General features: G+C 65.1%; 12 protein-coding genes. 11 read left to right on the forward strand and 1 reads right to left on the reverse strand.

Annotation, left to right across the window (positions count from 1 at the left end; translation table 11 throughout):
• Positions 1 to 62: 62 nt before the first annotated feature.
• Positions 63 to 944 carry a LysR family transcriptional regulator gene (locus A9179_RS07435; protein ID WP_187805186.1) on the reverse strand — a complete coding sequence of 294 codons (882 nt, stop codon included), beginning with the start codon at positions 942 to 944 and terminating at the stop codon, positions 63 to 65.
• A gap of 211 nt (positions 945 to 1155) precedes the next feature.
• Between A9179_RS07435 and leuC the strand changes: the two genes are divergently transcribed.
• From leuC to A9179_RS07490, 11 genes are all read left to right on the forward strand, one after another.
• The gene (gene leuC / locus A9179_RS07440) at positions 1156 to 2583 is read left to right on the forward strand and encodes a 3-isopropylmalate dehydratase large subunit (RefSeq protein ID WP_187805187.1); all 1428 of its coding nucleotides are present in this window, start codon (positions 1156 to 1158) and stop codon (positions 2581 to 2583) included.
• 11 nt (positions 2584 to 2594) lie between these two features.
• Positions 2595 to 3242 carry a 3-isopropylmalate dehydratase small subunit gene (gene leuD / locus A9179_RS07445; protein ID WP_187805188.1) on the forward strand — a complete coding sequence of 216 codons (648 nt, stop codon included), beginning with the start codon at positions 2595 to 2597 and terminating at the stop codon, positions 3240 to 3242.
• Positions 3243 to 3255: 13 nt separating this feature from the next.
• A complete protein-coding gene (gene leuB / locus A9179_RS07450; protein ID WP_187805189.1) occupies positions 3256 to 4338 on the forward strand; it encodes a 3-isopropylmalate dehydrogenase in 1083 nt (360 codons plus the stop codon).
• 53 nt (positions 4339 to 4391) lie between these two features.
• Complete coding sequence (gene asd / locus A9179_RS07455) at positions 4392 to 5504, forward strand: aspartate-semialdehyde dehydrogenase (RefSeq protein ID WP_187805190.1); 1113 nt, start codon at positions 4392 to 4394, stop codon at positions 5502 to 5504.
• A gap of 116 nt (positions 5505 to 5620) precedes the next feature.
• Positions 5621 to 6625, forward strand: a complete 1005-nt coding sequence (locus A9179_RS07460) for an aspartate-semialdehyde dehydrogenase (RefSeq protein WP_187805191.1) — start codon at positions 5621 to 5623, stop codon at positions 6623 to 6625.
• A 153-nt stretch (positions 6626 to 6778) separates the two neighbouring features.
• The gene (locus tag A9179_RS07465) at positions 6779 to 9586 is read left to right on the forward strand and encodes a motility hub landmark protein FimV (RefSeq protein WP_187805192.1); all 2808 of its coding nucleotides are present in this window, start codon (positions 6779 to 6781) and stop codon (positions 9584 to 9586) included.
• 3 nt (positions 9587 to 9589) lie between these two features.
• Positions 9590 to 10456 carry a tRNA pseudouridine(38-40) synthase TruA gene (gene truA, locus A9179_RS07470; RefSeq protein WP_187805193.1) on the forward strand — a complete coding sequence of 289 codons (867 nt, stop codon included), beginning with the start codon at positions 9590 to 9592 and terminating at the stop codon, positions 10454 to 10456.
• A 90-nt stretch (positions 10457 to 10546) separates the two neighbouring features.
• Positions 10547 to 11167 (forward strand): phosphoribosylanthranilate isomerase, encoded by a 621-nt coding sequence (locus A9179_RS07475; RefSeq protein WP_187805194.1) that lies wholly within the window; start codon positions 10547 to 10549, stop codon positions 11165 to 11167.
• 144 nt (positions 11168 to 11311) lie between these two features.
• Positions 11312 to 12178 carry an acetyl-CoA carboxylase, carboxyltransferase subunit beta gene (gene accD, locus A9179_RS07480; protein ID WP_187805195.1) on the forward strand — a complete coding sequence of 289 codons (867 nt, stop codon included), beginning with the start codon at positions 11312 to 11314 and terminating at the stop codon, positions 12176 to 12178.
• 8 nt (positions 12179 to 12186) lie between these two features.
• Positions 12187 to 13488 (forward strand): bifunctional tetrahydrofolate synthase/dihydrofolate synthase, encoded by a 1302-nt coding sequence (gene folC / locus A9179_RS07485; protein WP_187805196.1) that lies wholly within the window; start codon positions 12187 to 12189, stop codon positions 13486 to 13488.
• Entirely contained in the window at positions 13472 to 14068 is a 597-nt protein-coding gene (locus A9179_RS07490; RefSeq protein WP_187805197.1) for an SPOR domain-containing protein, read from the forward strand. The genes folC and A9179_RS07490 overlap by 17 nt, the downstream gene beginning before the upstream one ends.
• The last annotated feature ends 51 nt before the right edge of the window (positions 14069 to 14119 follow it).

Here is a 14119-nt window from a genome sequence, read left to right on the forward strand (position 1 = left end):
AGTAGGACATGCAGGAGCCTTTTCTTATCGTTATGGGCCCACGTTAGCCGCAGTTTTGTCCTCTAGGCAAGGCCCGTGCGCTGGGCGTCGAGCAGTTGCATAAAAGCTTTGGCTGCATTGGACAGGGTTCGTTCCGTGTGCAGGATGTAGCCGAGCTGGCGGCGCAGCTGGATACCGGGCAGCGGCAGGCGCACCACCTGCTCGTCGAGCATGGTGCGCGGCAGTACGCTCCAGGCCAGGCCGATGGAGACCATCATCTTGATGGTCTCCAGGTAGTTGGTGCTCATGCCGATGTTCGGCGTCAGTCCTTCGGCTTCGAACAGGCGGCGCACGATATGGTGGGTGAAGGTGTTGTCGCCGGGAAAAACCGCCGGGTGCTTTGCCACGTCGGCCAGGCGCACGTCGCCGCCGCGCACCAGCGGGTGCTCGGGGGCGGCGACGAAGTCCAGCGGGTCGTCCCATACCGCCACCGCGCGCACCGGCTCGCGGGTTTCCGGGGCCAGGGTGATCACCGCCAGCTCGGCGCGGCCATGGAGAATTTCCTCGTAGGCCACTTCCGAGTCGAGAAACTGGATGTCCAGCGCCACCTGCGGATAGGCGCGGGTGAAGGCGCGCAGCAGCGGCGGCAGGCGGTGCAGGCCGATATGGTGGCTGGTGGCCAGGGTCAGGCGGCCGCTGACTTCGCCGTTGAGGTTGGTCAGGGCGCGGCGGGTGTCGTCCAGCACGTTGAGGATCTGGTAGGCCCGCGGCAGCAGGGCGCGGCCGGCCTCGGTGAGGTTCACCTCGCGGCCCAGGCGGTCGAACAGGCGCACATTGAGCTGCTGTTCCAGCCCGGCGATGCGCTTGCTCACGGCCGGCTGGGTCAGGTGCAGGCGCTCGCCGGCCTCGGAGAAGCTGCCGGCTTCGGCGATGGCGATAAAGGCGTTGAGGTTGGCCAGATCCATGGGGTGCTCCGGACGGCGGTATTCGTAGGCTGGCGCCAGATTGAGGGGCTGATGCCGGGAAAGGGTGCGAGTCGGTCTCTGCATTCCAGCTAGGAATGCTTTGAATAAAAAATATGAATTTGAGTTATTGAATGCAAGTCCCTAGGATCGCCACATCAGCAGAAGGGTTTTAACCCTCGCACCGCACATGACCCTGATGAGGACATAGCAAATGGCCGGCAAGACGCTCTACGACAAGCTCTGGGAAATGCACGAGGTGAAGCGCCGCGACGATGGTTCGTCGCTGATCTACATCGACCGGCAGATCCTTCACGAAGTGACCTCGCCGCAGGCCTTCGAAGGCCTGCGTCTGGCCGGGCGCAAGCCGTGGCGCATCGACGCCAACATCGCCACCCCGGATCACAACGTGCCGACCACCCGCGCCGAGCGCCAGGGCGGCCTGGAGGCCATCGTCGACGAAGTGTCGCGCATCCAGGTGCAGACCCTCGACGAGAACTGCGATGACTTCGGCATCCTCGAGTTCAAGATGAACGACAGCCGCCAGGGCATCGTCCACGTGGTCGGCCCGGAGCAGGGTGCCACCCTGCCGGGCATGACCGTGGTCTGCGGCGACTCGCACACCTCCACCCACGGTGCCTTCGGTGCCCTGGCCCATGGCATCGGTACCTCGGAAGTCGAGCACGTGCTCGCCACCCAGTGCCTGGTGGCCAAGAAGATGAAGAACATGCAGGTACGCGTCGAAGGCCGCCTGCCGGCCGGTGTCACCGCCAAGGACATCGTGCTCGCCGTGATCGGCAAGATCGGTACCGCCGGCGGCAACGGCCACGCCCTGGAGTTCGCCGGCAGCGCCATTCGCGAGCTGTCCCTGGAAGGGCGCATGACCATCTGCAACATGTCGATCGAGGCCGGTGCCCGTGTCGGCCTGGTGGCTGTGGACGAGAAGACCATCGCCTACGTCAAGGGCCGTCCGTTCTCGCCCAAGGGCGAGGATTGGGACAAGGCCGTGGCCGCCTGGGCCGACCTGGTGTCGGATGCCGATGCGGTGTTCGATACCGTGGTCGAACTCAAGGCCGAAGAGATCAAGCCGCAGGTGTCCTGGGGCACTTCGCCGGAAATGGTGCTGGCCGTCGATCAGCGCGTGCCGGATCCGGCCGCCGAGGCCGACCCGGTCAAGCGCGATTCCATCGTCCGTGCTCTGAAGTACATGGGCCTGCAGGCCAACCAGGCGATCACCGATATCCAGCTGGATCGCGTGTTCATCGGCTCCTGCACCAACTCGCGGATCGAAGACCTGCGCGCCGCCGCCGACGTGGCCAAGGGCCGCAAGGTCGCCAGCACCATCAAGCAGGCGCTGGTGGTACCGGGCTCCGGCCTGGTCAAGGCGCAGGCCGAGGCCGAGGGGCTGGACAAGATCTTCATCGAGGCCGGTTTCGAATGGCGCGAGCCGGGCTGCTCCATGTGCCTGGCGATGAACCCGGACAAACTGGGCAGCGGCGAGCATTGCGCCTCTACCTCCAACCGCAACTTCGAAGGCCGTCAGGGCGCCGGTGGGCGTACCCATCTGGTCAGCCCGGCCATGGCCGCCGCCGCCGCGGTGACCGGCCGTTTCATCGATGTTCGTGAACTGATGCAGGCCTGAGGAGACCCGACATGAAAGCCTTTACCCAACACACCGGTCTCGTCGCGCCGCTCGATCGCGCCAATGTCGACACCGACCAGATCATCCCCAAGCAATTCCTCAAGTCGATCAAACGCACCGGCTTCGGCCCCAACCTGTTCGACGAGTGGCGCTATCTGGACGTCGGCCAGCCAAACCAGGACAGCTCGGGTCGCCCGATCAATAAAGAGTTCGTGCTGAACTTCCCGCGCTACCAGGGTGCCAGCGTGCTGCTGGCCCGCGAGAACTTCGGTTGCGGCTCCTCCCGCGAGCACGCGCCCTGGGCGTTGGAGGAGTACGGCTTCCGTACCATCATCGCGCCGAGCTTCGCCGACATCTTCTTCAACAACAGCTTCAAGAACGGCCTGCTGCCGATCATCCTCCAGGAGGATGAAGTCGACGCGCTGTTCCAGCAGGCCGAGGCCACCGAGGGCTACCAGCTGACCGTCGACCTCGCCGCGCAGACCGTGACCCGTCCGGATGGCGTGCAGTACGGCTTCGAGATCGATGCCTTCCGCAAGCACTGCCTGCTCAATGGCCTGGACGACATCGGCCTGACCCTGCAGGACGCCGAGGCGATCAAGGCCTTCGAAAGCAAGCATCAGCAGAGCAGCCCCTGGCTGTTCGGCGCCATCAAGTAATCAAGGAACATCCATGAGCAAGCAGATTCTGGTTCTCCCTGGCGACGGCATCGGCCCGGAAATCATGGCCGAGGCGGTCAAGGTGCTGAACCTGGCCAACGACAAGTACGCCCTGGACTTCGAGCTGAGCTTCGATGACCTGGGTGGCGCCGCCATCGACCGTTACGGCGTGCCGCTGGCCGACGAAACCCTGGCCAGGGCCCGCGCCGCTGACGCCATCCTGCTCGGCGCCGTTGGCGGGCCGAAGTGGGACACCATCGACCCGGCCATCCGCCCAGAGCGCGGCCTGCTGAAGATCCGCTCGCAGCTGGGCCTGTTCGGCAACCTGCGGCCGGCGCTGCTCTACCCGCAACTGGCCGAGGCTTCCAGCCTCAAGCCCGAGATCGTCGCCGGCCTGGACATCCTCATCGTCCGTGAACTGACCGGTGGCATCTACTTCGGCCAGCCGCGCGAGAGCAAGGTGCTGGAGAGCGGCGAGCGCATGGCTTACGACACCCTGCCGTACAGCGAGAGCGAGATCCGCCGCATCGCCAAGGTCGGTTTCGACATGGCCCGCGTGCGCGGCAAGAAGCTGTGCTCGGTGGACAAGGCCAACGTGCTGGCCTCCAGCCAGCTGTGGCGCGCCGTGGTCGAGGAAGTGGCCAAGGACTACCCGGATGTCGAACTGAGCCACATGTACGTCGACAACGCCGCCATGCAGCTGGTGCGTGCGCCCAAGCAGTTCGACGTGATGGTCACCGACAACATGTTCGGCGACATCCTCTCGGACGAGGCCTCCATGCTCACCGGCTCCATCGGCATGCTGCCGTCGGCTTCGCTGGACGCCAACAACAAGGGCATGTACGAGCCGTGCCACGGCTCCGCGCCGGATATCGCAGGCAAGGGCATCGCCAACCCGCTGGCGACCATCCTGTCGGTGTCGATGATGCTGCGTTACAGCTTCGGCCAGGTCAAAGCCGCCGATGCCATCGAGCAGGCCGTCAGCCTGGTGCTGGATCAGGGCCTGCGCACCGGCGACATCTGGTCGGAAGGCAAGACCAAGGTCGGTACCGCGGCCATGGGCGATGCGGTAGTCGAGGCGCTGCGCAGTCTGTAATCTTTCCAGCCCCGCCACGCTAGGGCGGGGCTGCTTATAGAGGTATGAGTGTTATGAAACGTGTAGGTCTGATCGGTTGGCGCGGTATGGTCGGTTCCGTGCTCATGCAGCGCATGCTGGAAGAGCGTGACTTCGACCTGATCGAGCCGGTGTTCTTCACCACTTCCAACGTTGGCGGCCAGGGCCCGGCGATTGGCAAGGATGTCGCCCCGCTGAAGGATGCCTACAGCATCGACGAGCTGAAGACCCTCGACGTGATCCTGACCTGCCAGGGCGGCGACTACACCAGCGAAGTCTTCCCCAAGCTGCGTGAAGCCGGCTGGAACGGCTACTGGATCGACGCGGCTTCCAGTCTGCGCATGGCCGATGACTCGGTGATCGTGCTGGATCCGGTCAACCGCAAGGTCATCGACCAGTCGCTGGATGCCGGTACCAAGAACTACATCGGCGGCAACTGCACCGTCAGCCTGATGCTGATGGCCCTGGGCGGCCTGTACGAGGCCGGTCTGGTCGAGTGGATGAGCGCCATGACCTACCAGGCGGCTTCCGGCGCCGGTGCGCAGAACATGCGCGAGCTGATCAAGCAGATGGGCGCGATCAACGCCTCCGTGGCCGATGAGCTGGCCGACCCGGCCAGCGCCATCCTCGACATCGACCGCAAGGTCGCCGAGGCCATGCGCGGCGAAGCCTTCCCGGTAGACAACTTCGGCGTGCCGCTGGCCGGCAGCCTGATCCCCTACATCGACAAGGAGCTGCCCAACGGCCAGAGCCGCGAAGAGTGGAAGGGCCAGGCCGAAACCAACAAGATCCTCGGTCGCTTCAAGAGCCCGATCCCGGTGGACGGTCTGTGCGTGCGCATCGGCGCCATGCGCTGCCACAGCCAGGCGCTGACCATCAAGCTGAACAAGGACGTGCCGCTGGCCGACATCGAAGGCCTGATCAGCCAGCACAACCCCTGGGTCAAGCTGGTGCCGAACACCCGCGAAGCGAGCATCCGCGACCTCGGCCCGACTGCCGTCACCGGTACCCTGAGCGTGCCGGTCGGTCGTCTGCGCAAGCTCAACATGGGCTCGCAGTACCTCGGTGCCTTCACCGTCGGCGACCAGCTGCTGTGGGGCGCGGCCGAGCCGCTGCGGCGCATGCTGCGCATCCTGCTGGAGCGTTGATCGTTCGGGCAGTACCAGAGGGCCGGTCATGACCGGCCCTTTTTTGTTTCTGTGGTCAGCCTTTCGGGCGCAGCGTAGAGTGCCGCCCACTTGCTTCTCTGTCTCAAGGTGTTCCGATGTCCAAGTCCTTCGCTATCGCCGTGGTCGGCGCCACCGGCACTGTCGGTGAAACCCTGGTGCAACTGCTGGAGGAGCGCGAGTTCCCGGTTAGCAGTCTGCATCTGCTGGCTGGCAACGACTCGGTTGGTCAGTCCACGGCATTTCGTGGCAAGAACCTGCGCGTGCGCGAGGTGGCCGATTTCGATTTCGCCCAGGTGCAGCTGGCCTTCTTTGCTGCCGGTGAAGACGTCAGCCGTCAGTACGGTGCCAAGGCGCACGCGGCCGGCTGCTCGGTGATCGATCTGAGTGGCGGCCTGGCGCAGGCGCTGCCCGTGGTGCCGGAGGCCAATGCCGTGGCGCTGGCTGGGGCGAGCGCACCTTATCTGCTGGCCAGTCCCGCGCCGGTCGCCACCGCCCTGGCGGCCGTGCTGGCGCCACTGCGCGCCCAGCTCGGCTTGCGCAAGATCGTGCTGACTGCGGCGCTGGCGGTTTCCAACTTGGGGCGTGCCGGCATCAGCGAGCTGGCGCGACAGACTACCGAGCTGCTCAATATGCGCCCGTTGGAGCCGCAGCTGTTCGGTCGCCAGGTGGCGTTCAACCTGCTGGCGCAGATCGGCGAGGTGGAAGAGGGCGGTCATGCGCGCCTGGAGCGCCGAGTGGCCGAGGAGCTGAAGCAGGTGCTGGCGGTCGACGGGCTGAAAGTAGCGGTGAGCTGCGCGGTGGCGCCGGTGTTCTTCGGCGACAGCCTGGCGGTCTGCCTGGAAACCCGCGAACCGGTAGATGTGGCTGCTATTGCCGCGCTACTGGAGCAGCAGGCTGGTATCGAGCTGGTGGAGTCGGGCGATTATCCAACCGTGGTCGGCGATGCGGTGGGGCAGGACGAACTCTATGTGGGGCGCCTGCGTGCTGGCCTGGACGATCCAACTGAGCTTAATTTGTGGATTGCGTCAGATAATGTGCGAAAAGGCTCTGCGCTGAATGCTGTGCAAATTGGTGAGTTGTTGATAAAACACTATCTGTAAAAGATACTTAGCCCCAAATTTGAAGAATTTTTCTAGCTTGGCAATACTGTTTTGGTAGTTCGCTGACGGGGAGCCGCTTTCGGGCGGGTGCAGGCAGCGCACTTCAAATCCTCTCGTGTAACGAGAAAAAAAGATAAAACAAGGGATTACGCTATGGTTCGGGTTCGCAAACTGGTGCTGGCAATCGCGGCTGCTTCGGCGCTGACCTCCGGTACGGCACATGCGCTTGGGCTCGGGGAAGTCACCCTGCAGTCCTCGCTGAGCCAGCCGTTGGTGGCGGAAATCGAATTGCTCGAGGTGCGCGACCTGGCGCCCAACGAAGTGATTCCGGCTCTGGCGTCCCCCGAAGAGTTCAACAAGGCTGGCGTCGATCGCCAGTACTTCCTGACCGACCTCAAGTTCACGCCGATCATCAAGCCGAATGGCAAGAGCGTGATCCGGGTCACCTCGAACAAGCCGGTGCGCGAGCCCTACCTGAACTTTCTCGTCGAAGTGCTGTGGCCTAACGGTCGCCTGCTGCGCGAATACACCCTGCTGCTCGATCCGCCGCTGTACTCGCCGCAGACTGCTGCCGCCGCACCGCGCCTGCCGGTCGCCGCTCCGGCGCCGCGTCCGCAAGTGGCTGCTCCGGCTCCCGCTCCGCGTCCGGTAGCCCAGGCCGCTGCGCCTGTTGCTCCGGCTGCGTCGGCGCCGCGCCCGGCAACCGCCAAGGCTCCTGTGGCTCCGGCCGCTCCGGCTGCACCGAGCAAGATCGACGGCGATCAGTACAAGACCACTTCCAGCGACACCCTCTGGGAAATCGCCCAGAGCAGCCGCCAGAACGGCTCCGTACACCAGGCCATGCTGGCCATCCAGGATCTCAACCCGAATGCCTTCGTCGACGGCAACATCAACCGCCTGAAAAGCGGTCAGGTACTGCGTCTGCCGACCGACGAGCAGATCAAGAGCCGCAGCCAGGCCGAGGCGATTGCCCAGGTCAGCGAGCAGAATGCCGCCTGGCGCGAAGGTCGCAGCCTGGCCGCCAATGGCGCGCGTCAGCTCGATGCGACCAAGCGCGACAGCGCTGGCGCCGCTCCGGCCAAGACCGAAGTCAAGGACAACCTCAAGCTGGTTTCCGCTGAGGCCGGCAAGGCTGGCGCTGCCAGCGACAAGGGCGCCGGCAACAGCAAGGCGCTCAGCGATCAGCTGGCGGTGACCAAGGAAAGCCTGGACTCCACCCGCCGCGAAAACGACGAGCTGAAAAGCCGCATGAGCGATCTGCAAGGGCAGCTGGACAAGCTGCAGAAGCTGATCGCACTGAAAGACAACCAGATGGCCAAGCTGCAGTCCGACCTGGCGAACCAGGGCAAGGCTGCTGCCGCACCGGCTCAGCCGGCCGCTGCGCCGACTCCTGCACCGGCGCCAGCTCCTGCTCCGGTAGAGGGCAAGCCAGCTGCCGCGGCCAGCGCTCCTGCTACACCGCCGGCTGCCGAGACCAAACCGGCTGAAGCGGCCAAGCCGAGCGAGCCTGATTACAACTACAGCGAAGAGCCTACGGCCAAACCGGCCGAAGTGAAGCCGGCTGCCCCGGCACCTGCTGCCAAGCCGGCCGCCCCGGTCAAGCCGGTTCAGGCCAGCAAGCCAGTGGTCAAGGCGCCGGAGCCGGAGCCCAAGGGCTTCATCGACGGCCTGCTGGACAACCCGATGCTGCTGGGGGCCGCCGGTGGCGGTGCGCTGCTGGTGCTGCTGGTCGGTCTGATGGTGCTGTCGCGGCGTAACGCGATCAAGGAAGCCGAGCTGCAGGACAGCCTGGCCAGCGCCCCTGAATCGGACAGCTTTGCCGCTGACCTGGATCTGCCGGACGACAGCTTTGCCGGTCTCGATGCCTCTGCGGAAACCGTGGTGCGCGAGCAGGCCGAGGAGCGTGTTGCACCGCAGACCGCCGATGCCCTGGGCGAAGCCGATATCTATATTGCCTACGGCAAGTTCACCCAGGCCGCCGAGCTGCTGCAGAACGCCATCAACGATGAGCCGCAGCGCAGTGATCTGCGTCTGAAACTGATGGAAGTCTGCGCCGAGCTGGGCGACCGCGACGGTTTCGCCCGCCAGGAGCAGGAGCTGCGTGAGATCGGTGGCGCGGCAATTGCCGTCGACCAGCTCAAAGGCAAGTACCCGAGCATGGCTGCCCTGGCCACTGCCGGTGGCCTGGCTGCCACAGATGACCTGGACAGCTTCAGCCTGGACGACCTGAGCCTCGACGAGCCGGTGGCCGCCAAGGCGCCTGCGGCCGACCTGGATGACTCCTTCGACCTCAGCCTGGACGACCTGGATGTCGACCTGGATGTGCCTGCCGCACCGTCCAGCACCTCGGCGCTGGGTGACCTGGATAGCGCGCTGAGCCTGGACGAGCCGACGGCCGCGGGCGATATGGAGTTCGATCTGGACATGGGCGGCGATAACTCTGCCGACACCCTGGCCCTGGGCGATGACCTGGCGGATTTCAGCCTGGATCTGGAAGCCGAGAGCAAGCCGGCGGCTGCCGATGACGAATTCATGCTGAGCCTGGATGACGAGCCGGCTGCACCGCTGGCAGCCGAGCCGGCCGACCTGGATCTGTCCTCCGATTTCGATCTGTCGCTGGCTGACGAGGCGCCTGCCGCCCCGGCCCAGGACAGCTTCGCTGCCCAGCTCGAAGAGGTTTCTGCCGAGCTCGATCAGCTCAGCGGCAGCCTGGATGACGAATTGCTGGTAAGCGAGCCGCTGCCTGTTGCGGCTGCACCGGCTGATGCGGAGCCTAATGTGGACGACGACTTCGATTTCCTCTCGGGTACCGACGAGACTGCCACCAAGCTCGATCTGGCGCGTGCCTACATCGACATGGGGGATACCGAAGGTGCACGTGACATCCTCGACGAAGTGGTCGCCGAAGGTAACGATGGTCAGCAGCAGGAAGCGCGTGAGCTGATCGCCAAACTGGTTTGATAAATGTCTGATGCAATACCAACGACGGCAGCCCCTGGGGCTGCCGTCGGCTTTTCCAGGATTGCCCTGGGAGTCGAATACAAGGGTTCTCGTTATCGCGGTTTCCAGCGCCAGCGCGCCGGAGTGCCGTCGATCCAGGAGAGCCTGGAGAAGGCCCTGTCCAAGGTGGCCGGCGGTGCGCCGGTGGTGCTGAGCTGTGCGGGGCGTACCGATGCCCTGGTGCATGCCAGTGGCCAGGTGGTGCACTTCGATACACAGGTCGAACGTACCCTGCATTCCTGGGTGATGGGCGCCAACCTCAATCTGCCGGCGGATATCAGCGTGACCTGGGCCAAGGTCATGCCGGTGGAGTTCGATGCGCGCTTCAGTGCCATGGCGCGCCGCTATCGCTATGTGATCTACAACGACCAGATCCGCCCGGCGCATATGGCTGAGGAGGTGACCTGGAACCATCGGCCGCTGGATATCGAGCGCATGCGTGAAGCCGCCCGCCATCTGGTGGGAACCCATGATTTCAGTGCCTTCCGGGCGCGCCAGTGCCAGGCTAAGTCGCCGGTCAAGACGGTGCACCACCTGGAATTGCTCGAGTACGGGCGCTTCATCATTCTGGATATTCGCGCCAATGCTTTCCTGCATCACATGGTGCGCAACTTTGCTGGCGTACTGATGACCATCGGCACCGGCGAGCGCCCGGTGGAGTGGGCGCGCGAGGTGCTGGAAAGCCGGGTACGGCGTACCGGCGGAGTGACAGCCCATCCCTATGGACTGTACCTGGTGCAGGTCGAGTACCCGGAGCAGTTCGAGCTGCCGCAGCGCTACCTGGGGCCGCATTTTCTCTCCGGCCTGCCCGATGTGATGCTGAAGGGCTGAGCCGGTACTCGAGCCAGGTGGACGGAAAAATCGTCCACTGCACTTTCAGGCTTTTGCTACCATCGATTTTTCTCTGCTCGGAGCCAGAACTTGTCCGTCGTTCGCAGCAAGATTTGCGGTATTACCCGCGTCGAAGATGCTCTGGTGGCTGTTGCTGCTGGTGCCGATGCCATCGGCCTAGTGTTCTACGCGAAGAGCCCGCGGGCGGTCAGTGTCGAGCAGGCCCGGGAAATCGTCGCGGCCCTGCCGCCGTTCGTGACCACGGTAGGCCTGTTCGTCGATATCGAGCGTGCCGAGCTGCAGCGGATTCTGCAGGTCGTGCCGCTGGATCTGCTGCAGTTCCATGGCGATGAGAGCCTGGCGCAGTGCGAAGGCTACTCGCGGCCCTACATCAAGGCGCTGCGGGTCAAACCGGGTGATGACATCGCGGCATTGATGGCGCAGTACCCGAGCGCCTCGGGCATCCTGCTGGATACCTATGTGGAAGGCGTGCCGGGCGGTACCGGGCTGGCTTTCGACTGGTCGCTGGTGCCGGCGCAGTTGCCCAAGCCGGTAATTCTCGCTGGTGGCCTGACGCCCGATAACGTGGCTGCGGCCATTGCCCGGGTCAGGCCCTATGCGGTGGATGTCAGTGGTGGGGTGGAAGCCAGCAAGGGAATCAAGGACGCCGGCAAGGTGCGTGCCTTCATTCGTGAGGTGCGTGGCGGCTGATGTGACGGGTGCGCCGCGCCTGCCGTCCATAACCCATCCTGAATCCAGGTTTGGCGATGGGCGCGGCAGTGTCCATCGTGCGGGCCATGAATATGAGTTTGCCAGGGGTGCCGAACGGCCCTGGAACAGCTACGGAGAGTAAGCATGAGCAACTGGCTGAGAGAAAAACTGATCCCCTCGATCATGCGTTCCGAGGTCAAGAAGAGTTCGGTACCCGAGGGGCTGTGGCACAAGTGCCCGTCCTGCGATGCCGTGCTCTATCGCCCCGAGCTGGAAAAGACCCTGGATGTCTGCCCCAAGTGCAATCACCACATGCGCATCGATGCGCGCACTCGCCTCGACCTGTTCCTCGACCCGGACGGTCGCGAGGAGATCGGTGCCGAGCTGGAGCCGGTGGATCGCCTGAAATTCCGTGACAGCAAGAAATACAAGGATCGCCTGGCCTCTGCGCAGAAGGAGACCGGCGAGAAAGATGCTCTGGTTGCCATCAGCGGTAGCCTGCAGGGCATGCCGATCGTCACCTGCGCCTTCGAATTCAGCTTCATGGGCGGCTCGATGGGCGCCATCGTCGGCGAGCGTTTCGTCCAGGCCGCCAATGTCGCCCTGGCCAAGCGCTGCCCGCTGGTGTGTTTCGCTGCCTCCGGCGGTGCGCGCATGCAGGAAGCGCTGATCTCGCTGATGCAGATGGCCAAGACCAGCGCCGTACTGGCGCGCCTGCGCGAGGAGGGCATTCCCTTCGTTTCCGTGCTGACCGATCCGGTTTACGGCGGTGTTTCTGCCAGCCTGGCCATGCTCGGCGATGTAATTGTCGCCGAGCCGCGTGCGCTGATCGGCTTCGCCGGCCCGCGGGTGATCGAGCAGACCGTGCGCGAGAAACTGCCGGAAGGCTTCCAGCGCAGCGAGTTCCTGCTGGAGCACGGCGCCATCGACATGATCATCTCCCGCCAGGAGCTGCGCCCGCGTCTGGGTTCGCTGCTGGCTCAACTGCAGCATCTGCCGACTCCCGCCTAGAGCTTCCTATGCCCCCACGTGCCCTCGCCGACTGGCTGACCTACCTCGAACAACTGCATCCCAGCGCCATCGACATGGGGCTGGAGCGCAGCCGCGAAGTGGCTCGCCGGCTCGGCCTGGGGCGCCCGGCACCGCGGGTGATCACGGTGACCGGTACCAACGGCAAGGGCTCCACCTGCGCCTTCCTGGCCAGCTTGCTGGCCGAGCAGGGGCTCAAGGTCGGGGTCTACAGCTCGCCGCATCTGCTCCGTTACAACGAACGGGTACAGGTGGCCGGTTGCGAGGCTAGTGATGCCGAGCTGTGCGCCGCCTTCGAGGCGGTCGAGGCTGCGCGCGGCGAGATTTCCCTGACCTACTTCGAGATGGGCACCCTGGCGGCCTTCTGGCTGTTCGAGCGTGCCGGGCTCGATGCTGCCGTGCTGGAAGTCGGCCTGGGCGGGCGCCTGGATGCGGTCAACTTGATCGATGCCGACCTGGCTCTGGTCACCAGCATTGGTCTGGATCATGCCGACTGGCTGGGCGACAGCCGCGAGTCGGTGGCCTTCGAGAAGGCCGGGATCTTCCGCGCAGGCTGCCCGGCGCTATGCGGCGACATGGATCCGCCACAGCCTCTGCTGGCGCGGGTGGCCGAGCTGGACTGCCCGCTGTTCCTGCGTGGCCGCGATTACAACCTGCGGGTCGGCAAGCAGGGCTGGAACTGGCATGGACTGGATGCGGCCGGCCTGGTACTGCAGCTCGAAGGGCTGCCGCTGCTCGACCTGCCGATGGAAAACGCTGCCCTGGCCCTGCAGGCCTATGCCGTGCTGGGCCTGCCCTGGCAGCCGGAACGCCTGGCCGCGGCCCTGCAGCGTACCCGGGTGACTGGGCGTCTCGATCGCCGTGAGCTGCTCTGGCGCGGCAAGCCACTGGCGCTGTTGCTCGATGTCGGGCACAACCCCCATGCTGCCGAATACCTGGCCACCCGCCTGGCCAGCCGCGCCCCGCAGGGGCCGCGCCTGGCGGTATTCGGTCTGCTGGCGGACAAGGATCTGGCTGGTGTGACGCACCCGCTGCTCACCGAGGTGCGCAGCTGGGCGGTGGCGCCATTGCCCAGTCCGCGGAGCCGCAGCGTCGGAGAGTTGGAGGCGACCCTGCGCAATCAGGGTGCCAATGTGCGGGCATGTGGCAGTGTTGCCGATGCATTGCTGGTACAGTGTGAGCAGGCGGCGGCCGGAGACGAGATCCTCGTGTTCGGCTCCTTTTATTGTGTGGCCGAGGCTCTGGAGTGGCTTGGGCAGCAGGCGGAGGCAGGAAATGGCGGTGCTGGATAAAGGGCTCAAGCAGCGGATAGTCGGCGCACTGGTTCTGGTGGCGCTGGCAGTGATCTTCCTGCCCATGCTGTTTTCCCGCGAGGACGAGCTGCGCCAGGTCGAGGTCGATGCCCCGGCGATGCCGGAAAAACCGGTGTTGCCGGAGGTGGCCCTGGAGCCGGTGACGGTGCCTGAGCCGGTTGCCGAGGAGGAAGTGCCGCCGGTCGAGCCGGTGCCGCAGACACCGAGCGAACCGATTGCCGCCGCGCCAACGCCGGTTGCCCCGGCCGTGCCGCCGGCCCAGGCGCAAGCCGCGGCGAGCGAGCCGCCGGCTGCCAGCAGCGGCCTGGATGCCAGCAGCCTGCCGGTAAGCTGGTCGGTGCAGCTGGCCAGTCTGTCCAGCCGCAGCGGCGCGGAGAAACTGCAGCAGACCCTGCGCAGCAAGGGCTACAACGCCTATGTGCGCTCCTTCGAGGGCATGAACCGGGTGTTCGTCGGGCCGGTGATCGAGCGTGCCGAGGCGGATCGCCTGCGTGACGTGCTCAACCGCCAGCACAAGCTCAACGGCTTCGTGGTGCGCTTCCAGCCCGAGAAGGGCTGAGGCTATCGGGCCGATATGTTCGGCCCGGCTTACCCGGCGCCGACTGCTCTG

Origin of the sequence: Pseudomonas alcaligenes (assembly GCF_014490745.1) — a bacterium.
In the GTDB taxonomy this organism is placed as follows: Bacteria; Pseudomonadota; Gammaproteobacteria; order Pseudomonadales; family Pseudomonadaceae; genus Aquipseudomonas; species Aquipseudomonas alcaligenes_C.

What these genes read in the sequence shown, in the direction of transcription:
- truA (WP_187805193.1), top strand. Translation starts at nt 9,590, where the DNA reads ATGTCTGATGCAATACCAACGACGGCAGCCCCTGGGGCTGCCGTCGGC.
- A9179_RS07490 (WP_187805197.1), top strand. Translation starts at nt 13,472, where the DNA reads ATGGCGGTGCTGGATAAAGGGCTCAAGCAGCGGATAGTCGGCGCACTG.
- A9179_RS07435 (WP_187805186.1), bottom strand. Translation starts at nt 944, where the DNA reads ATGGATCTGGCCAACCTCAACGCCTTTATCGCCATCGCCGAAGCCGGC.
- leuB (WP_187805189.1), top strand. Translation starts at nt 3,256, where the DNA reads ATGAGCAAGCAGATTCTGGTTCTCCCTGGCGACGGCATCGGCCCGGAA.
- A9179_RS07465 (WP_187805192.1), top strand. Translation starts at nt 6,779, where the DNA reads ATGGTTCGGGTTCGCAAACTGGTGCTGGCAATCGCGGCTGCTTCGGCG.
- leuC (WP_187805187.1), top strand. Translation starts at nt 1,156, where the DNA reads ATGGCCGGCAAGACGCTCTACGACAAGCTCTGGGAAATGCACGAGGTG.
- leuD (WP_187805188.1), top strand. Translation starts at nt 2,595, where the DNA reads ATGAAAGCCTTTACCCAACACACCGGTCTCGTCGCGCCGCTCGATCGC.
- folC (WP_187805196.1), top strand. Translation starts at nt 12,187, where the DNA reads ATGCCCCCACGTGCCCTCGCCGACTGGCTGACCTACCTCGAACAACTG.
- asd (WP_187805190.1), top strand. Translation starts at nt 4,392, where the DNA reads ATGAAACGTGTAGGTCTGATCGGTTGGCGCGGTATGGTCGGTTCCGTG.
- accD (WP_187805195.1), top strand. Translation starts at nt 11,312, where the DNA reads ATGAGCAACTGGCTGAGAGAAAAACTGATCCCCTCGATCATGCGTTCC.
- A9179_RS07460 (WP_187805191.1), top strand. Translation starts at nt 5,621, where the DNA reads ATGTCCAAGTCCTTCGCTATCGCCGTGGTCGGCGCCACCGGCACTGTC.